At 64.9% G+C, this 19059-nt stretch carries 18 protein-coding genes and 1 pseudogene; 6 read left to right on the forward strand and 13 right to left on the reverse strand.

What is annotated here, in order from left to right; all coding sequences use genetic code 11:
* Nucleotides 1–14: 14 nt before the first annotated feature.
* The 12 genes and pseudogenes from CT676_RS08230 to ugpC form a co-directional block, all read right to left on the reverse strand.
* Nucleotides 15–374 (reverse strand): OB-fold domain-containing protein, encoded by a 360-nt coding sequence (locus CT676_RS08230; RefSeq protein WP_135214350.1) that lies wholly within the window; start codon nucleotides 372–374, stop codon nucleotides 15–17.
* Nucleotides 371–1507, reverse strand: a complete 1137-nt coding sequence (locus tag CT676_RS08235) for a thiolase family protein (protein WP_135214351.1) — start codon at nucleotides 1505–1507, stop codon at nucleotides 371–373. Before CT676_RS08235 ends, CT676_RS08230 begins: the two co-directional genes overlap by 4 nt.
* Before the next feature lie 28 nt (nucleotides 1508–1535).
* Nucleotides 1536–2717 (reverse strand): annotated as a pseudogene (locus CT676_RS08240) (CoA transferase); the annotation flags it as partial.
* A gap of 119 nt (nucleotides 2718–2836) precedes the next feature.
* Nucleotides 2837–3043, reverse strand: a complete 207-nt coding sequence (locus CT676_RS08245) for a hypothetical protein (RefSeq protein WP_014495977.1) — start codon at nucleotides 3041–3043, stop codon at nucleotides 2837–2839.
* Nucleotides 3044–3166: 123 nt separating this feature from the next.
* Nucleotides 3167–4336, reverse strand: a complete 1170-nt coding sequence (locus tag CT676_RS08250) for an acetyl-CoA acetyltransferase (RefSeq protein ID WP_063983845.1) — start codon at nucleotides 4334–4336, stop codon at nucleotides 3167–3169.
* A 57-nt stretch (nucleotides 4337–4393) separates the two neighbouring features.
* A complete protein-coding gene (gene eda, locus CT676_RS08255; protein WP_028146563.1) occupies nucleotides 4394–5044 on the reverse strand; it encodes a bifunctional 4-hydroxy-2-oxoglutarate aldolase/2-dehydro-3-deoxy-phosphogluconate aldolase in 651 nt (216 codons plus the stop codon).
* Nucleotides 5045–5057: 13 nt separating this feature from the next.
* Nucleotides 5058–6044: a sugar kinase gene (locus CT676_RS08260; protein WP_167767987.1), complete on the reverse strand. Its 987-nt coding sequence runs from the start codon at nucleotides 6042–6044 to the stop codon at nucleotides 5058–5060.
* Nucleotides 6045–6073: 29 nt separating this feature from the next.
* Nucleotides 6074–7060, reverse strand: coding sequence for a D-erythronate dehydrogenase (gene denD, locus CT676_RS08265; protein WP_071914932.1), 987 nt, complete (start codon nucleotides 7058–7060; stop codon nucleotides 6074–6076).
* Nucleotides 7061–7139: 79 nt separating this feature from the next.
* Nucleotides 7140–8015: a carbohydrate ABC transporter permease gene (locus CT676_RS08270; protein WP_014495982.1), complete on the reverse strand. Its 876-nt coding sequence runs from the start codon at nucleotides 8013–8015 to the stop codon at nucleotides 7140–7142.
* Between the two features lie 2 nt (nucleotides 8016–8017).
* The gene (locus CT676_RS08275) at nucleotides 8018–8965 is read right to left on the reverse strand and encodes a sugar ABC transporter permease (RefSeq protein WP_063983847.1); all 948 of its coding nucleotides are present in this window, start codon (nucleotides 8963–8965) and stop codon (nucleotides 8018–8020) included.
* Between the two features lie 67 nt (nucleotides 8966–9032).
* Nucleotides 9033–10346, reverse strand: a complete 1314-nt coding sequence (locus CT676_RS08280; protein ID WP_071914934.1) for an ABC transporter substrate-binding protein — start codon at nucleotides 10344–10346, stop codon at nucleotides 9033–9035.
* Nucleotides 10347–10417: 71 nt separating this feature from the next.
* Nucleotides 10418–11479 carry a sn-glycerol-3-phosphate ABC transporter ATP-binding protein UgpC gene (gene ugpC / locus CT676_RS08285; RefSeq protein ID WP_063983849.1) on the reverse strand — a complete coding sequence of 354 codons (1062 nt, stop codon included), beginning with the start codon at nucleotides 11477–11479 and terminating at the stop codon, nucleotides 10418–10420.
* A gap of 201 nt (nucleotides 11480–11680) precedes the next feature.
* On the opposite strand from ugpC, the gene CT676_RS08290 reads away from it, so the two are divergent.
* The 6 genes from CT676_RS08290 (at nucleotide 11681) to CT676_RS08315 (ending at nucleotide 18094) form a co-directional block, all read left to right on the forward strand.
* On the forward strand, nucleotides 11681–12781 hold the full coding sequence (locus tag CT676_RS08290; protein ID WP_071914937.1) for a LacI family DNA-binding transcriptional regulator: 1101 nt from the start codon (nucleotides 11681–11683) through the stop codon (nucleotides 12779–12781).
* 122 nt (nucleotides 12782–12903) lie between these two features.
* Nucleotides 12904–14733 (forward strand): IlvD/Edd family dehydratase, encoded by a 1830-nt coding sequence (locus CT676_RS08295; protein ID WP_135214353.1) that lies wholly within the window; start codon nucleotides 12904–12906, stop codon nucleotides 14731–14733.
* 164 nt (nucleotides 14734–14897) lie between these two features.
* The gene (locus tag CT676_RS08300; RefSeq protein WP_135214354.1) at nucleotides 14898–15629 is read left to right on the forward strand and encodes an SDR family oxidoreductase; all 732 of its coding nucleotides are present in this window, start codon (nucleotides 14898–14900) and stop codon (nucleotides 15627–15629) included.
* A gap of 119 nt (nucleotides 15630–15748) precedes the next feature.
* Nucleotides 15749–16495, forward strand: coding sequence for an SDR family NAD(P)-dependent oxidoreductase (locus CT676_RS08305; RefSeq protein ID WP_014495989.1), 747 nt, complete (start codon nucleotides 15749–15751; stop codon nucleotides 16493–16495).
* A gap of 69 nt (nucleotides 16496–16564) precedes the next feature.
* A complete protein-coding gene (locus tag CT676_RS08310) occupies nucleotides 16565–17698 on the forward strand; it encodes a serine hydrolase domain-containing protein (protein ID WP_244623112.1) in 1134 nt (377 codons plus the stop codon).
* A gap of 3 nt (nucleotides 17699–17701) precedes the next feature.
* Nucleotides 17702–18094 carry a GFA family protein gene (locus CT676_RS08315; RefSeq protein ID WP_135214356.1) on the forward strand — a complete coding sequence of 131 codons (393 nt, stop codon included), beginning with the start codon at nucleotides 17702–17704 and terminating at the stop codon, nucleotides 18092–18094.
* Nucleotides 18095–18096: 2 nt separating this feature from the next.
* Here the strand turns inward: CT676_RS08315 and CT676_RS08320 are convergent, their stop codons facing one another.
* Nucleotides 18097–19008 carry a DMT family transporter gene (locus CT676_RS08320; protein ID WP_135214357.1) on the reverse strand — a complete coding sequence of 304 codons (912 nt, stop codon included), beginning with the start codon at nucleotides 19006–19008 and terminating at the stop codon, nucleotides 18097–18099.
* Between the last annotated feature and the right edge of the window lie 51 nt (nucleotides 19009–19059).

The raw sequence follows: 19059 nt of genomic DNA on the forward strand, positions 1-19059 counted from the left end.
AATGACGAATCCTACTATTTCCTTTTGCTGAAAAACGGCACGAGCTTGCCGGCGAACGTCGGGAAGCTCGCGGTGACCTCATCGCCGATAGCTAGATTCGTCTCGCCGTGCGCCATCATGCGAAAGCCCTCGGCACAATCGACCAGCAGTATGTTGTAGGGCACGTGCGCCCGGGTCTCGGGCGTGGCGGCGCGGCAGACCAGCGAGGTCGCATAGACCCTGCCCTTGCCGCTGGCGCGTGCATCGCGCGGATCGGGTGCGCCGCAGGCCGCGCAGAAGGCGCGATGGAAATACTGCACATGGCCGCATGGGCCGCAGGTCTGAAAGGTGATGGCCTGCTCACCCTTGGTCCAGTCCGCGATTCGTTCGCTCATCGCACGCGCTCCAGAAACATGCTCACATGGGACGACAGCACGCCGCCGTCGCCGTGCAGCAGCGCGATCGAGGCGTCGCGCACCTGGCGATTCGTCGCCCGCCCCGTCATCTGCAAATGCGCCTCGACCAGATGCGCCATGGCGCCGCCGACGCCGCAATGGCCATAGCTGAGCAGGCCGCCATGGGTGTTGAGCGGCATCGCGCCGTCGCGGCTGAAATGACCTGATCGCACGCGCGCAGCCGCCTCGCCGCGGCCGGCAAGGCCGAGGTCTTCCAGCAGCATGGCGAGCGTGATCGTAAAACTGTCGTAGATCGCGGCGTAGCGCACGTCGGAGATCGCAAGGCCGGTGGCCTCCTTGGCGCGGGCGATGGAGATTTCAGCACCGAGCTCGCTGAGCGCGGGCGCGGCCGTCACGTGCTGATGGGTATGCGCCTGGGCGCAGCCGCGGATGCGCACGCCGGCCTCGCCGGTCCGCTCACGGCTGATGACGAAGGCCGCGCCGCCGTCTGACACCGGGCAGCAGTCCAGCAGCTTGAGCGGCATCGCCACCGGCTTGGACGCCATGACATCGGCGACCGTGATGGGATCGTGGAATTGCGCGCCGGGATGGGTGCAGGCATGCGCGCGCATCAGCACAGCGAATTCGGCGAGGTCCTCTTCCGTCACGCCGTATTCGTGCATGTAGCGCGTGGCGACCAGGCCGTAATAGGCGGGAATGGTCGGGCCGAGCGGCACCTCGTAGTCGGGATGACCGACCTGCGCCAAAGCCTGGATCGAAGCGTCGCGGCTCTGCCCGGTGAGCCGGTTCTCGCCGGCGACGACGAGGACGTTGCGCGCGACGCCTGCTTCAACGAGGTGATGGGCCAGCATCGTCATCGCGAGACCAGTGGCGCCGCCGACCTGCACGGCATGCGCGTAGGACGGGCGGATACCAAAATGCTCGGCGAAGACGGTCGCCAGCATGATGTGCGGCGACACGGTGGAGTAGCCGCAGAGGATGCCGTCGATGTCCGAACGCTTCAGCCCGGCATCGTCGAGCGCGGCTTGCGCGGCCCGGCTCATCAGGTCGAGCGAGGACGAGCCTTCGTGCTTGCCGTAGGGTGTGAGGCCGACGCCGGTGATGAAGCTCATGGTGCCCCTCCCTGCTCCGGCGGTGAGGCGTGACACCGTCGCGCACCATGGCGGCGATCTCGTCCGGGGAGTAGCCGGCCTCGCGCAGAATCTCCGCGCCGTGCTCGTTGAGCCGCGGCGCGAGTCGCACCGGCTCCGCCTCGGTCTCTGACCAGGTCGCCGTCACCTTCATGCTGCGGATCGGGCCTTCGGTCGGATGGTTCACGACCGGGAAGAAGCCGGTGGCTTCCAGATGCTCGTCGTGCAGGATGGACGCGAGGTCGTGCATCGGCATCACGGGCACGTCGGCCTTGGTCAGCAAATCGATCCACTCGGCCGTGGTGCGCGTCTCGAAGATGCGCGCGAGCTCGGCATAGACGACGTCGATATTGGCGGCACGGCCGGCGAAGGTCGCGAATTTGGGATCGGCGCGCAGATCGTCGCGGCTCGTTGCCTTGAAGAAGTTTTCCCACTGCTTGTCGTTGTAGACGATGACGCTGAGATAGCCGTCCGAGGTCTTGTAGGGCCGGCGGTCGCGCGAGAGGTGGCGGGCGTAGCCGCCCTTGTCGAGCGGCGGCTCGTAGGTGAGCCCGCCCATGTGGTCGCCCATGACGAAGCCGGCCATGGTCTCGAACATCGGGATGTCGACGCGCTGGCCGCGTCCGGTGCGATCCCGATGCACGAGGCTGGCGCAGATCGCGCCGACCGCAGTGAGACCGACGATGCGGTCGACCAGCGCGTTGGGCACATAGCGCGGCACTCCGTCACCGGTCTGCGCCATCAAGGCGGGGAGCGCGGTCGCACCCTGGATCAAATCGTCATAGGCGGGCTTTGCTGCATAGGGCCCGTCCTGACCAAAGCCAAACACCCCGGCATAGACGAGGCGCGGGTTGATTGCGGCGACGACGTCGTAGCCGAGCTGAAGCCGCGCCATCGCCTGCGGGCGGACATTGTAGACGAGAACGTCAGCGTCCTTCAGCAGCCGCAGCACGACCTCTCGGCCGGCGGGCTTCTTCAGATCGAGACAGATCGAGCGCTTGCTGCGGTTGGTGTTGAGGAACACCGGGCCCATGCCGGCATGGCGCATCGGGCCGATCAGGCGGGTGACGTCGCCGTCGAGCGATTCCACCTTGATCACGTCGGCACCGTAGTCGCCGAGCATCTGGGTCGCATAGGGACCCATCAGCACGGTGGTCATATCCACGACCTTGATGCCCTTCAGCGGCCCCATCCGTTCGCTCCCGATTGCGCGGGCTCAACCTGGCCCTGCGATTTCGGTCCAGCTAAGGGCAGCGACGCCGCGCACGCAAGGGCGGCCGGGGTATGGCCGCATGCGCGGTGCCGCGGCCGCTATTTCTTCTGGCGGGATTCGCGGATCTTGATGAGACGGTCGAGCTCATCGTTCTGCTGGTTGATCCGGTCGGCGATCCGCGACTCGTTCTGCTCGCCGGAGGCGGCCGCGGCCTGCTCGATGAGCTGCCGGATATTGTCCTCGAGGATCGCGATGCGATCGTTGAGTGCGTCTATCGACAGCGAGTCTTCGTAGTCATTGCCCATGATGCATTCCCTGCCAATCAATGAAGAGCCGCAGGATGGGCAAAGCGTAGCGTGCCCACCATGATCTAGCGCAACAAAAAGGTGGGCACGGCGCAAACGCGCCTTTGCCCACCCTACGAGAACTTACTTCAGCGGCTCCAGCACGGAAACGTAATTCGCGACCGCTGCGCCGCCCATGTTGAAGATGCCGCCAAGCTTGGCGTTCTTGAGCTGCATGCCCTCGGGCGCCTGGCCGGCGAGCTGCATCGCAGTCATCACGTGCATGGAGACGCCGGTGGCGCCGATCGGATGGCCCTTGGCCTTCAACCCGCCGGACGGATTGACCGGCAGCTTGCCGTCCTTGAGCGTCCAGCCTTCCTTGATGGCGCGGGCGCCCTGCCCCTTCGGCGTCAGGCCCATCGCTTCGTACTCAATCAGCTCGGCGACCGTGAAGCAGTCATGGGTCTCGACGAAGGAGAGATCGGTGAGCGCGACGCCCGCCTTCTCCAACGCGCGCTGCCAGGCGACCGTGCAGCCCTCGAACTGGAGGATGTCGCGCTTGGACATCGGCAGGAAGTCCTGGGCGTGCGCGGTGGCGCGGAAGCCGATCGACTTGCTCATGCCCTTGGCGGTCTCGGCATCGGCCAGCACCAGCGCCGCGGCGCCGTCGGAGACCAGCGAGCAGTCGGTACGCTTCAGGGGACCCGCGACGTAGGGGTTCTTCTCGCTCTCGGCGCGGCAGAACTCGAAGCCAAAGTCCTTGCGCATCTGGGCGAAGGGATTGGCGACGCCGTTCTTGTGGTTCTTGGCCGCGATCAGCGCCAGCGCATCGGACTGGTCACCGTATTTCTGGAAATAGGAGCTGGCGATCTTGCCGAACACGCCGGCGAAGCCGCCGACGGTGTCCCCGTCCTCCGGCAGATAGGACGCCTTGAGCAGGTTCTTGCCGATCTCCGGACCCGGGGTGCGGGTCATCTGCTCGACGCCGACGACGAGCACGATCCTGGCCGCGCCTGCGTCGATCGCACGCAGGCCCTGATGGACCGCGGCGGAGCCGGTGGCGCAGGCGTTCTCGACGCGGGTCGTCGGCTTGAAGCGCAGCTTCGGGTCGGCCTGGAGCACCAGCGAGGCGGTAAAATCCTGCGGCGAGAAGCCGGCGTTGAAATGGCCGAGCACGATCTCGTCGACGTCGGACGCGGAAATGCCGGCATCGGCCATCGCCTCGTTGGCCACGCGGGTGACGAGGCTTTCGACGGTCTCGGTGTCGAACTTGCCGAACGGCGTATGCGCCCATCCGACGATGCTGGCGGTCATGGTCATCTCCCTGGGGTCTCTTACTGACCTAAGTCTTAGCCCACCAACCGCAAGACTTCACGTGGCTTTCAGGGCCTTGAGGGTGCGCTGGCAGATGGCAGTTATGCCGGCCCAGTTCCCGGCCTTGATCTCCGCCGTCGGGCATAGCCAGGAACCGCCGACCGCGACCACGTTGGGCTCGGCGAGCCAGGTCGCCGCATTGGCCTCGCCCACACCGCCGGTCGGGCAGAACCGCACATTCGGGAACGGCCCGCCCAGCGCGCGCAGGCCCTTGATGCCGCCGGCCTGCTCGGCCGGGAAGAATTTTGCGACGTCGAGGCCGTAGGACAGCGCCAGCATCAGCTCGGACGCGGTGGCAATGCCCGGCGCGAACGGCAAGGAGCTGTCCGCGGCGACCTTCAGGAGATCGGGGGTCAGACCCGGGCTGATGCCGAACGCGACGCCCAACTTCTCGACACGGACGAAATCGGCCGGCTTGAGGATCGTGCCGATGCCGACGACCGCCTCGGGCACCTCGGCCATCATCGCCCTCGCCGCCTCGATCGCAACGGGGGTGCGCATGGTCACCTCCAGCGTGCGGACGCCGCCGGCCACCAGCGCTTTCGCCAGCGGCACGGCATCCTGGATCCGCTCGATGGTGAGGACGGGAATGACGGTCGCGGCCTTGAACAGCGCGACGAGATGGTTCTGTTGGGCGGTCGTGGTCATCTTGGCTTTCGTTTCACTTGGTCGCTTGACGCGTGGTCGCCGGCCGGTGCCGCTTCTTCGGCGGCATGGCATAGCCCGGAATGATGGCGCCGGCATAGCAGATCACGAGGCTGGCGAGGCGGTGCCCGGCCTGGGCTGCCTCGACCGGATCGGAGCCGCCGAGCCGGGCCGCGATATAGGCCGCGGCAAAGCTGTCGCCCGCCGCTGTGGTGTCAACGACCGGCTTGGTCATGGGCTCGGCGCGGACCTCGCTGGTGCCGCCGGGAAAGCGCAGCAGGCTGACGGGCTCGGCGAGACGGAACACCAGCTCGGGGCTCGGGATGCGTGCCATCAACTGCTCGTGGCTTTCGCCGGGATAGAGCGCGAGCAGATCCTCGGTCGAGGTCAGCACGATGTCGGCGGTCGCAAACGCCGTGGCAAAGACCTCGCGGGCGACGTCGCGGTCCGGCCATCCCCGCGCGCGGAAATTGGTGTCGAACACGAAGCGGGTGCCGAGCAGGCGCGCCCGCTTGATCGCCGCGAACAGGCGCTCGCGCCCGGCCGCATCGTAGATCGAGAGCGTGATCGCGGAGAGATAGACGATGTCGTAGCTCATCAGCGAGTTGAGCAGCTCGTCCGTCTCGGGCAGGCTCATCAACTGGCGCGCCGCCGCACTGTCGCGCCAGTGGAAGAACTGCCGCTCGCCCTTCGCATCCGTCTGGATCATGTAGAGGCCGGGCAGCTTGCCCGGCAGCCGGGAGACGCGGCGGGTCCCGACGCCCTCCGCATTCCAGGCCGCGATCATCTCGTCGCTCAGGGCATCGTCGCCGAGCGCGGTGAGATAATCGACCTTGACCTCGAGCCGCGCCAGGTACACCGCCGTGTTGAGGGTGTCGCCACCGAAGCCGCGCGAATACAGGCCGCCGCCCTGGCCATGCCCGCTGGACTGTCCAGCGGACTGTCCACCCTGGGCCTGCCGGAGCTCGACCATGCATTCACCGATGCAAGCAACGCTCGCCATCGTCATATCCACGCTGTTCATCGGTTAGATCAGGCGACGAAGTTGCCGCCGAGCTCGTCTTCGATGTGAATGCGGATGATGTCGTCAAAAGTCTTTTCTTCGGTGGTGAAGCCGAGCTCGCGCGCCCGCTTCGCCTCGAAATTGCGCGGCCAGCCGCCGACGATGCCGACGATGAACGGATCCAGCTCGTGCTTGATGCGCGCGGCGACCTTGTCGCCGGCCACCCGCTTGAGCGCAGCGATCTGTTCGCCGACCGTGGCCGAGAAGCCGGGCATCGTCAGGTTGCGGCGCGGGCCGACCTTGGCGAGATCCATGGTGCCGGCATGGAGCAGGAAGCCGACAGCCGAGCGCGGCGTGGCGTGCCAGTGGCGGACATCCTCGGAGACCGGGAGGATCGCTTCCTTGCCGGCCAGCGGCTCGCGCAGGATGTTGGAGAAGAAGCCCGATGCCGCCTTATTGGGCAGGCCGGGCCGGATGCAGATGGTCGGCAGCCGAATGCCGATGCCGTCGAGGAAGCCACGGCGCGAATAGTCGGCGAGCAGCAATTCACCGATCGCCTTCTGGGTGCCGTAGCTGAGCAACGGGGTGTGGAAGAACTCGTCGCCGATCGCATCCGGGAACGGCGCGCCGAACACCGCGATTGACGAGGTGAAGACCACGCGCGGCTTGTAGCCGCCGCCGACGAGCCTGACGGCATCGAGCAGCATCCGCGTGCCGTCGAGATTGATGCGATAGCCCTTGTCGAAATCGAGCTCGGCTTCGCCGGAGACGATCGCGGCGAGATGGAAGATCACGTCGGGTCGGCCGGCGATCAGCTTTTCGGCTGCGCCCGGCACGGCGAAATCGCCTGACACGGTCTCGACGGGGAAACCGGCCTTTTCCGGCTTCTTGGGCTCGACCACGTCGTGCATGGTCAGCTTGGTGATGTCGCTCTTGCCGAGCCGGCCGTCGCGCAACAGCCGTTCACACAATTTACGGCCGACCATGCCGGCGGCGCCCAGAACCAGAATGTGCAAGAGCCTACTCCTTCTTATTGGCCGGAGCGCGCCGCTCCTGACACGTTCTCCTGGCACGCTCTCAAGGCAGGCCCCGCGATCATTCCTTCACGGCGCCGGTCATCGCCGACACATAGTACTCCACGAAGAAGGAATAAAGGATAACTACGGGGACCGAGCCGATCAGGGCCGCCGCCATCAGCGCGCCCCAATGGTAGACGTCGCCGCTGACGAGCTCGGTGATGGCGCCGACGGGAATCGTCTTGTTCTCCGACGAGGAGATGAAGGTCAGCGCGTAGATGAACTCATTCCAGGACAACGTGAAGGCGAAGATGCCGGCCGAGATCACCCCCGGGAGCGACAGCGGCAGCGTGATCTTGACCAGGATCTGGAGCCGCGTCGCACCGTCGATCAGCGCGCATTCCTCGAGCTCGTAGGGAATGGTGCGGAAATAGCCCATCAGGAGCCAGGTGCAGAACGGGATCAGGAAGGTCGGATAGGTCAGGATCAGCGCCAGATTGCCATCGAACAGGCCGAGCTGGAACACGATCGCCGCCAGCGGAATGAACAGGATCGAGGGCGGCACGAGATAGCCGAGGAAGATCGCAAGGCCGACATAGCGCGAGCCCTTGTAGCGGAGACGTTCGATCGCGTAGGCGGCGCAGACGCTGGCGAACAGCGAGATGAAGGTGGAGGACACCGAGACGATCACGGTGTTCCACATCCAGAGCGGATAGTCGGTTTCGACCAACAGCTTCTTGATGTGCTCAATGGTCGGATTCACGATCCAGAACGGATTGTACTTCTCGTAATCGTACATCTCCGCGTCCGGCTTGAACGTCGCGACCGCCATCCAATAGAACGGGAACAGCAGGAAGAAGATGATCAGGCCGAGCGGAAAGTAGACCCGCAAGAACTTCCGCGGGAAGCTCTCGAGATAATCCATTCCGACGCTTTGGTCGTCTGCGGTGCTCATGGTCAGTCCCTCCCGCCCTGCTGCCAGCGGGAGCGCTGAAGCCCGAAGAAGCTGAGCAGGATCGCTGCGACCAGGAACGGGATCATCGCGTTCGAGATCGCCGCGCCCTCCCCGAGATTGCCGCCGGTGATGGCGCGCTGGAACGACAGCGTCGCCATCAGATGCGTGGCATTGATCGGCCCGCCCCGCGTGATGGTGTAGATCAGCTGGAAGTCGGTGAACGTCATCAGCACCGAGAATGTCATCACGACCGCGATGATCGGCGACAGCATCGGCAGCGTGATGTGGCGGAAGCGCTGCATGTTGGTGGCGCCATCGAGATTGGCGGCCTCGTAGAGCGAGGGCGAAATCGTCTGCAATCCCGCCAGCAGCGTGATCGCCACGAAGGGCACGCCGCGCCAGATATTGGCGGCGACGACCGACAAGCGCGCATTCCAGGGATCGCCGAGGAAGTCGATGTAGCGCGTGATCAGGCCGGCCTTGATCAGTACCCAGGAGATGATCGAGAACTGGCTGTCATAGATCCACCAGAACGCGATCGCGGACAGCACCGTCGGTACCACGAAGGGCAGCAGCACGATGGCGCGGATCATCGACTTGAACGGCAGCCGCTCGTTGAGCAGCAGCGCGAGGTAAAGGCCGATGGCGAATTTCACGATGCTCGCGGTGAACGTATAGAAGATGGTGTTGAAGACCGAGAGCCAGAACACCGAATCCTTGGAGAGCGAGACGAAGTTCGCAAAGCCGATATAGCGCCCGGCCCCGCCGATCTTGGTGTCGGTCATGCCGAGCCAGAAGCCCAGCGCCAGCGGATAAGCCAGAAACAGGATGAGGATCGCGATCGCCGGCACCATGAACATCGCGCCGAGCCAATTCCGGCTCTCGAATGCTCTGGTCCAGAGGCTGGCGCGCTTGACCTGCGCGACAGCGGACTCGGCCATGACTGCCATGTCGGATTCCCCTCGGGAGAAAAGTCACGGCGTCCGGCGAACCGGACGCCGCGCAGATTGGCGTTGATCAGACCTGATAGTAGCGCTTGGCGCGCTCGGCGGCGCGCGCCGCCGCCTGCTTCGGCGTCGCCGAGCCGGAGGCTGCTTCCGCGAACATGTCGACGACGACGAAGTCGCCCATCACCGCGGCGGAGGCATAGCCGAGATCGCCGGCAAAGCCGTTGTCGCGGCAGCGCTTCAGGCAGTCGCGGTACGGGGTGATCTTCGGATCCGACGTCCACACCGGATTGTCGTTGTAGGCCGGCAGCGGCGGCGACACGTAGCCGTTGGAAGCGACCTCCCAGGCGTCGTAATTCTCCTTGTCCATCATGAACTTGATGAATTCCTTGACCGCCTTGGGATACTTCGAGTGCTTGTAGCCGTAGTAGACCAGCACGTTCTGCTGCTCGGTCGACACGCCCACGGGGCCGATCGGCATCGGCGCGTGGTTCATGTCCTTGGCGATCTCCTGCTGCTTCGCATCGGTGGAGTTCTTGCCGACGGTCCAGATTGAGATGCCGTTCAGCGTCAGGCTGAGTTCGCCGTTCAGGAACGCCTTGTTGTTGTTCGAGTCATTCCACGACAGCACGCCCGGGATGAAGGTCTCGTAGAGCTGCTTGACGTATTCGAGCGCGGCGATCGTCTCCGGCGAGTCGATCACGACCTCGTTCTTGTCGTTGACGACCTTGCCGCCGAACGCCCAGAGCGCCCACTGGCACCAGCCATTGGCATCGCCCGTGGCATGGCCGAGCGCGAAGCCGGCCGGCGTGTTGTTCTTCTTCAACGCCTGGCAGAGCTTGAGGAAGCCGGCGGTGTCCTTGGGGAATTCCTCGAAGCCCGCAGCCTTCACGTGGCTGATGCGGTAGTTCAGGCAGCCGCCGGTCGCGCCCTGCGGAATGGCGATCCAGCTGTTGCCCTTCTTGCCGTAACGTTCGGCAACCGGATACCAGCCGCCATACTGCGCGCCGAGATAGTCGGCGACATCAGTCATATCGATCAGCTTTTCCGGGAATTTGTGGGGATCGTCGAGCGTGCCGATGATGAGGTCGGGGCCGGCGCCGACATTGGCGGCCACCGCGGCCTTGGGGCGGATGTCTTCCCAGCTCTCGGCCTCGAGCTTGATCTTGACGCCGGTCTTCTCGGAGAACTTCTTGGTCTGCTCGGCGAACTTGTCGAACTCGGCCTGGATGAACTGCTTCCAGCGCAAGACGCGGATGGACGCGTTCGGTTCGGGCGTGTTGGTCCACTCCGCGGCGCGGACCGGCACGATGCCCGGGCCGGCCAGCAACGCTGCGCCGCCCAGGCCGGCCTTAAGCACACTTCGCCTGTCGAAATTGCTCATCGTTCTCTCCCTGAATTTTATATTTGTATTGGGTCGTTCTTGAACAGTCGTTGGGCAATCCTTCGGCGCGGCTACATGCGTTTGCCCGTCGCCTCGTCGAACAGGTGAACCAGTGACGGGTCAGGCTTCAGCTTGACCTTGTCGCCCGGATTGAACTGGTGACGCTCGCGGAAGACCGCGACGACCTGCTCGCCCCCCACCTTCGCGAACACCTGCGTCTCCGAGCCGGTCGGCTCGACCACGATGATCTCGGCATCGGCGCCGTCGTCCGCGATGGTGAAATGCTCGGGTCGCACACCGTAGACGACAGGACGACCGTCGGACGCCGCCGGCGCGTTCTTGAGCGGCAGCTTGACGCCGTTCGGCCCCTCGAAGGTCGCAACGCCGTTGACGCGCACATGGCCTTTCAGGAAGTTCATGGCCGGCGAGCCGATGAAGCCGGCGACGAACTGGTTGTCGGGCTTGTCGTAGAGCTCCAGCGGGGTGCCCATCTGCTCGACGATGCCGTCATGCATGACGACGATCTTGTCGGCCATGGTCATGGCCTCGATCTGGTCGTGGGTGACGTAGACGGTCGTCGTCTTCAGCCGCTGGTGCAGCTCCTTGATCTCGGTGCGCATGGCGACGCGCAGCTTGGCGTCGAGGTTCGACAAGGGCTCGTCGAACAGGAACACCTGCGGATCGCGCACGATGGCGCGGCCCATCGCGACGCGCTGGCGCTGGCCGCCGGAGAGCTGGCGCGGATAGCGCTCGAGCAGCGGCGACAGCGCGAGAATTTCGGCGGCGCGCTTGACGCGCTTGTTGATCTCGTCGGAGCTCGCGTTCCGCAGCTTCAGCGAGAAGCCCATGTTCTCGCCGACGGTCATGTGCGGATAGAGCGCGTAGTTCTGGAACACCATCGCAATATCCCGCTCCTTGGGCTGGATATTGTTGACGACGCGGTCGCCGATCGAGATCGTGCCGGAGGTGATGTTCTCGAGGCCTGCAAGCATGCGCAGAAGCGTCGACTTGCCGCAGCCGGAGGGGCCAACCAGGACGACGAACTGTCCGTCCTCGATCGGAATCGAAACGCCGTGCAGGACTTCAAAATTGCCGAACGATTTCCGCACGTCGCGGATTTGCACAGACGACATCTAGCTCCCTCCTCGAAAGTCCACGACGCCTCACGCGCCGCGACCGTCTTGTTTTTCAGACTTCACCGAACGAAGCCCGATCTTAGCGAGCGACATTGTCGGCAGTTTGTGCGGTTTTGGCAATTTGTCTTTGGTTAGTCGTTGCTGGTAGCGCTGTCAACGTTCCTTTGTTTGCCGGACTGACTGTGATAAGAGCAACTAATGGGTCGAAAACGCACCAAGTCAGGTAAAATCCGGCTGGCGGAAGTTGCCGAGCTTGCCGGCGTCAGCCCGATCACGGCGTCCCGGTTCTTCCGCAATCCGGAGGCCCTGTCGGTCGCCAAGCGGACGCGGGTCGAGAGCGCGGCCAACGAGCTCGGCTATGTGCCGAACCTGGCGGCGCGGGCGCTGGCCTCGCAGCGCACCGAAGTGATCGGCGTCTTGATCCCGTCACTGACCAACAACGTGTTTTCCGACGTGCTGCGCGGCATCTACGACGCCTCCGAAGGCAGCCGGTACTCGATCCAGTTGTCCAACACACGCTACAGTATTCTCCAGGAGGAGAAGCTGCTGCGCCTGTTTCTCGCGCAGAAGCCGGCCGGACTGATCGTCACCGGCATCGACCAGACCGCGGAATCGCGCGCGATGCTGGAGGCCGCCGACTGCCCGATCGTGCAGATCATGGAGATCGGGCCCAATCCGGTCGACATGATGATCGGCTTTTCGCACTATGATGCGGCCCGCGCGGCGATCGCCCACCTGTTTGCGCAGGGCCATCGCAAGATCGGCTTCGTCGGCGCGCGCATGGATCCGCGGGTGCAGCGGCGGCTGGACGGATATGTCTCGGCCATGAAGGACGCCGCGCTGTTCGAGCAGCGCCTCGTCGTGACGACGGCGACACCGACCTCGGTGACGCTCGGCGGCACCCTGTTCACCGATCTTTTGGCGCGCGAGCCCGATATCGACTCGGTGTTCTGCGCCAATGACGACCTCGCGCTCGGCGTGCTGTTCGAATGCCGGCGCCGGGAGATCGCGGTCCCCGAGCAGATCGCGATCGTCGGATTCAACGACCTCGAATTCATGGCCTCCGCGGTGCCCACCCTCACCAGCGTGCGCACCAACCGCTACGAGATGGGCAACACGGCCGCCACCATGCTGATCGAAGCGATCGACGGACACCGCCCTGAGCAGCCGGTGCTCGATCTCGGCTTCAAGGTGATCGAGCGGCAAAGCTCGTCGTCGCGGCGGTCGGACGACAGGCCTGCCGCATCAGGCGCGGGCGCCGCGAACAAAATGATAGCGTTACCAAGTGGCCAAGACTAGTATCGCGCTTGTGAGGGAATGACCCGCCAACGGGCCTTTGAACCATGGATCGCGCCGTTGGGCATCGCACCAGCCGAAGCTGAGCTCCCGACGCCAGTGCGTTTGCATTGCAGGAGAAACCAATGACAAAAAAACCAACCAATGGGCATGCGCCCGCCAGCAACGGCGCTCGCCGCCACCTCCGCTCGCAGGAATGGTTCAACAATCCGCATAATCCGGGCATGACGGCGCTCTATATGGAGCGCTACCTGAATTACGGCCTCACCCGGGCCGAGCTTCAGTCCGGCAAGCCGATCATCGGCATCGCCCAGACCGGCAACGACCTTTCCCCCTGCAACCGCCACCATATCGAGCTGGCGCACCGCGTCCGCGAAGGCATCCGCGAGGCCGGCGGCATTGCGATGGAATTCCCGACCCATCCGATCCAGGAGACCGGCAAGCGCCCGACCGCGGCGCTCGACCGCAACCTCGCCTATCTCGGCCTCGTCGAGATCCTCTACGGCTATCCGCTCGACGGCGTGGTGCTGACCACCGGCTGCGACAAGACCACGCCTGCCTGCATGATGGCGGCGGCGACCGTGAACCTGCCCGCGATCGTGCTGTCGGGCGGCCCGATGCTGAACGGTTGGCATGCCGGCGAGCGCACCGGCTCCGGCACCATCGTCTGGAAGTCGCGCGAACGGCTCGCCGCCGGCGAGATCGACTATGAAGAATTCATGGAGATCGTGGCGTCCTCGGCGCCGTCGGTCGGCCATTGCAACACCATGGGCACCGCCTCGACCATGAACGGGCTTGCCGAAGCGCTCGGCTTCTCGCTGCCGGGCTGCGCGGCGATCCCCGCCCCCTATCGCGAGCGCGGCCAGATCGCCTACGAGACCGGCAAGCGCGCCGTCGAGATGGTCTGGGAAGACCTCAAGCCGTCGGACATCCTGACGCGCAAGGCGTTCGAGAACTGCATCGTGATCAACTCGGCGATCGGCGGCTCGACCAACGCGCCGATCCACATCAACGCGCTGGCCCGCCACATCGGCGTCGAGCTGTCGATCGACGACTGGCAGAAATTCGGCCACGACGTGCCGCTGCTGGTCAACATGCAGCCGGCCGGCTTCTATCTCGGCGAGGAATTCCACCGCGCCGGCGGCGTGCCGGCCGTGGTGCGCGAGCTGATGAAGCACAAGCGCATCCACGAGGACGCGGTCACCGTGAACGGCCGCGGCATCGGCGAGAACTGCGCCAATGCGCCCGCGCCCGACAATGACGTGATCCGGGCCTACGACAAGCCGCTGGTGAAGGACGCCGGCTTCCTGGTCCTGAAGGGCAATCTGTTCGATTCCGCGATCATGAAGACCAGCGTGATCTCCAAGGAATTCCGCGACCGCTATCTCAGCAACCCGAAGGACCCTGGCGCCTTCGAGGGCCGCGCCATCGTGTTCGAGGGCCCGGAGGATTATCACGAGCGGATCGACGATCCTTCTCTCGACATCGACGAGAATTGCATGCTGTTCGTCCGCGGCACCGGCCCGATCGGCTACCCCGGTGGCGCCGAGGTCGTGAACATGCAGCCGCCGGCTGCGCTGATCAAACGCGGCATTCTCGCCCTGCCCTGCATCGGCGACGGCCGCCAGTCCGGCACCTCGGGCTCGCCGTCGATCCTGAACGCCTCGCCGGAAGCTGCCGCCAATGGCGGGCTCGCGATCCTCAAGACCGGCGACAAGGTACGCATCGACCTCAACAAGGGCAGCGCCAATATTCTCATTTCGGACGACGAGGTGAAGAAGCGCCACGCCGAGCTGATGGCCAATGGCGGCTTCAAGTATCCGGCGAACCAGACGCCGTGGCAGGAGATCTACCGCAACACGGTCGGCCAGCAATCGACCGGCGCATGCATGGAGCTCGCCACACGCTACCAGAACGTCGCCGGCACGTTTGGTGTCGCCAGAGACAACCACTAACAGCCACGTCGTCATTGCGAGCGAAGCGAAGCAATCCAGAGATATCTCCAAGGAGACAGTCTGGATTGCTTCGTCGCAACAGTGCAAAATTGCTGCGCAATTTTGTCACGAGCTCCTCGCAATGACGAGCCGATAGACAAATTCAAGCCAAGGAGAAAAACAACATGGCAGACCGCCTCAAGGGAAAGCGCGCCGTCGTCACGGCTGCAGCGGCAGGCATCGGGCGCGCATGCGCCATCGCATTCGCACGTGAAGGCGCAACCGTCATCGCCACCGACATCAACGAGGCCGGCATCGCGGGCCTGACCAAGGAAGGCATCGCCGAGGTCGCAAAGCTCGACGTCCGCAACACCGCCGACGTCAACGCCTTCGCCAAGCGCATCGGCAAGGTCGACATCCTGCTCAACGCGGCGGGCTTCGTGCATCACGGCACCATCCTGGAGTGCTCGGAAGAGGATTTTGACTTCTCGTTCGACCTCAACGTCAAGTCGATGCACCGGACCATCCGGGCGTTCCTGCCCGAGATGCTGGCGGGCGGCGGCGGCAGCATCGTCAACATCTCGTCCTGCGCGGCGCTGCGGCCGCCGGCCAACCGCTACGTCTACAGCGCGTCGAAGGCCGCGGTGTCGCTGCTGACGCGCGCGGTCGCGCTCGACTTCATCACCAAGGGCATCCGCTGCAACAGCATCTGCCCCGGCACCGTCGAGACGCCCTCGATGCTCGACCGCGCCGCCGCGCAGGGTCCGCAGGGCAAGGAGATGTTCGTCTCCCGCCAGAAGATGGGCCGGCTCGGCACCGCCGACGAAATCGCATCCATGGCGGTCTATCTCGGCAGCGACGAAAGCGCATTCACCACCGGCGTCGACCTTGTCGTCGACGGCGGCTACATGCTCTGATCGCTCCTCATCCTGAGGAGGCGCGACAGCGCCGTCTCGAGGATGGGCCACGGGCTTATGGTTCGAGACGCGCGCAAGTGCGCGCTCCTCACCATGAGGGATAGACAAGGGAGTTCTCGATGAACAAGATCGATCTCAACGGCCGCATTGCCGTCGTCACCGGCGGCGCGCAGGGCTTTGGCCGTGCCATCACCCGGCGTTTCATCGACTCCGGCGCCAAGGTCGCGATCTGGGATTTTGACTCGGCTCTCGCCGAGAAGACCGCGAATGAAGTCGGCGGCGAGACAAAAGTCTTCAAGGTCGACGTCACCGACCCCGCCGCCGTCGAGCAGGCGCGCGATGCGACGCTTGCCGCCTTCGGCAAGATCGACATCCTCGTCAACAATGCCGGCATCGCCGGCGTCAACAAGCCGGTCTGGGAGACCGATCTCGAGGAGTGGCGCAAGGTCCTGCGCATCAATCTCGACGGCCCTTTCATCGTCTGCAAGGCGATTGTGCCGACGATGCTCAAGCAGAAATACGGGCGGATCGTGAACATCGCCTCGATCGCCGGCAAGGAAGGCAATCCCAACGCCTCGCATTATTCGGCCTCCAAGGCCGGACTGATCGCGCTGACGAAATCGCTCGGCAAGGAATTGGCGGCACATGACATCCTCGTGAATGCGGTGACGCCGGCCGCGGCGAAGACCGCGATCTTCGACCAGATGACGCAGCAGCATATCGACTTCATGCTGTCGAAAATCCCGAAGGCGCGCTTCGTGCTGGTGGAAGAGCTCGCCGCGATGGTGAGCTGGCTCGCATCCCAAGATTGTGCCTTCTCCACCGGCGCGGTGTTTGATATTTCCGGCGGACGGGCGACCTACTGAGACAGTGGCCGCCCCTGGAAGGGGCGGACCATGCGGCTTGGACGTCGGGGTTTTGGGCGTCGGGATTTCGTGAAGCTCGCAGCGGGCGCAGGCGCGCTGCCGCTGCTGTCGCGCGTTGCACCCGCGCAACTGGCGCCCAGCCCGCCGAGCATCCGCCCGCCCTCGCCGGCCGAGCGCGGCGCCATGGCGCGGCTCGCGCGCAGCTTCATGGACAAATACGACGTGCCGGCGCTCTCCTTTGCGATCGGCTATGCCGGTACTGTTGTCCACGAGGACGCCTTCGGTCTTGCCGATCGCGAGCGGAACGAGACCGTGACGCCGCGGCATCTGTTCCGGATCGCCAGCGTCAGCAAGATGATCACCTCGGTCACGACCTTCCGACTGATCGAGGAGAACCGCCTCAAGCTCACGGATCGCGTGTTCGGCCCCGGTGCGCTGCTCGACACCGATTACGGGTCACCGCCCTACTCTGCCGGCATCGACCAGATCACGCTCGAGCATCTGCTGACGCACACTGCCGGTGGCTGGAGCAATGACAACCGCGATCCCATGTTCACGCATCCGCGGATGGATCATGCCGAGCTGATCGCCTGGACGCTCGCCAACCGGCCGCTGGACCGGCCGCCGGGCCAGCACTACGCCTATTCCAATTTCGGCTATTGCGTTCTGGGCCGCGTGATCGAGAAGCTCACCGGCCAGGCCTATGCCGAGCACGTCCGCACCGAGGTGCTGGCGCGCTGCGGCGTCACTGACATGAACGTCGCCAGCAACACGCGCGAGCAGCGCCAGGCCGGCGAAGTCGTCTATTACGGTCAGGCCGAAAATCCCTACAGCATGAATGTCCGGCGGATGGATTCCCATGGTGGCTGGATCGCGACGCCAACGGATCTGGTTCAGTTCCTGATGCATGTCGACGGCTACACGAGGCCCGCGGACATCCTGCGGCCGCGCACCATAGAGGTCATGACCACCGCGCCCAGTTACAGCCCGAACTACGCCAAGGGCTTCTGTGTCAACAAATTCGACAATTGGTGGCACAATGGCAGCCTGCCGGGCACGAGCACGATTGCCGTGCGCACCCATGGCGGCTTCTGCTGGGCCGCCTTCACCAACACCAGACGCGGGAATTCCAACATGGATGGCGATCTCGACAATCTCAACTGGAGCATGGCGCGCCAGGTCGGCGAATGGCGGGTGGCCTGAGCCATGATCCGGGAAGGTGGATGCCTGTGCGGCGCGGTGCGGTTCAAGGCGGAGGGTGAGCCGCTCAACGTCCGCATCTGCCATTGCCGCATGTGCCAGAAGGCGATGGGCTCGCCCTATTTTGCTCGCGCGCAATTCGACCAGCGCGCGCTGACCGTCGAGGGCGACATTGAGCGCTATGCCTCGTCAGAGAACATCGACCGCGTCTTCTGCAAGCGCTGCGGCACGCGCCTGTTCTCCTGGCGGCGCAACGGCACGCTGGCGGGCGTCTCGCTCACGACCTTCGACGATCGCAACGCCTTCGCGCCGACCGAGCACATCTGGGTCTCGGAGAAGGTCGCATGGCTGAAGCTCGACGACGGCCTGACGCAATATCAGGGCACCATCCCGGCGTGACGTCAGGCTTGCCCTGACGCAGGCACTCTCGCCGCCTGAGCGCGCCGTCCCGTCGTCGTCGCGATCCAGATCCCGGCAAACACCGCGACGATGCCGGCCGCCAGATTCCAGCGCAGCGGCTCGTTCAGCAGCCAGGCGCCGACCAGGGAGGCCGTGATCGGGTTGACCGTCACCGAGATCGCGACGCGCGTCGGCGTGGTCCGCTCAAGCGCGAAGGCCCAGAGATAGAAGGTCAGCGCTGCGCCGAAGGCGCCGAGATAGAAAGCCGCCAGCCATTGCGGCGCACCGAAGCCGGCGACCGGCGCAAAACTGCCGCGGTTATAAGAGAGCAGGATGAGGCAGGCCGCACCGGCCGCCATGCTCATCGTGGTGAAGGCGATCGGGCTGGAGCGCCGGATCAGCGGCTTCGACCAGATGCCGTACAGCGCCATGCACAGCGCGGCCGCCATCATCAGGAGATCGCCGCGCCATGCGCCGGATGGTGCCGAGGTGAGGTCGGAGAGCAGCGCGACGGCAACGCCAAACGTCGCGATCACGACACCGATCGATTTGCGCCAGCTCAGGGCCTCGGCGCCGAGCGCGGCGCCGATCACGAGCGACAACAGCGGAAGTGTCGACAAGGCGAGCGCGCCGCGCGCGGCGGTCGTGAAGATCAGCGACGCGTTGAACAGGATCGGAAACAGGGCAAAGAACAGGATGCCGAGCCCGGTCGCGGCGGCCCAGTCCCCTCGACCCGGCCAGCGGTCACCGCGGAGCAGCGTCAGGGGTAACAGCAGCAGGAAGCCGATGCCGAACCGGAACGAGCCGATCGCGAGCGGATCGAGGCTGCCCACCAGATAGCGCGTGGCACCGATCGAGGTGCCGCCGAGCCCACTCGACAGCACCGCAGCCAGAACGCCGGAGATTTCGCCCACACGCCCTCCCTTGACGAGCCCTGAACGCAGCATACGAGGCGCGCCGAAACA

The sequence above is a fragment of the Bradyrhizobium sp. MOS001 genome, assembly GCF_004634465.1.
GTDB lineage: Bacteria > Pseudomonadota > Alphaproteobacteria > Rhizobiales > Xanthobacteraceae > Bradyrhizobium > Bradyrhizobium barranii.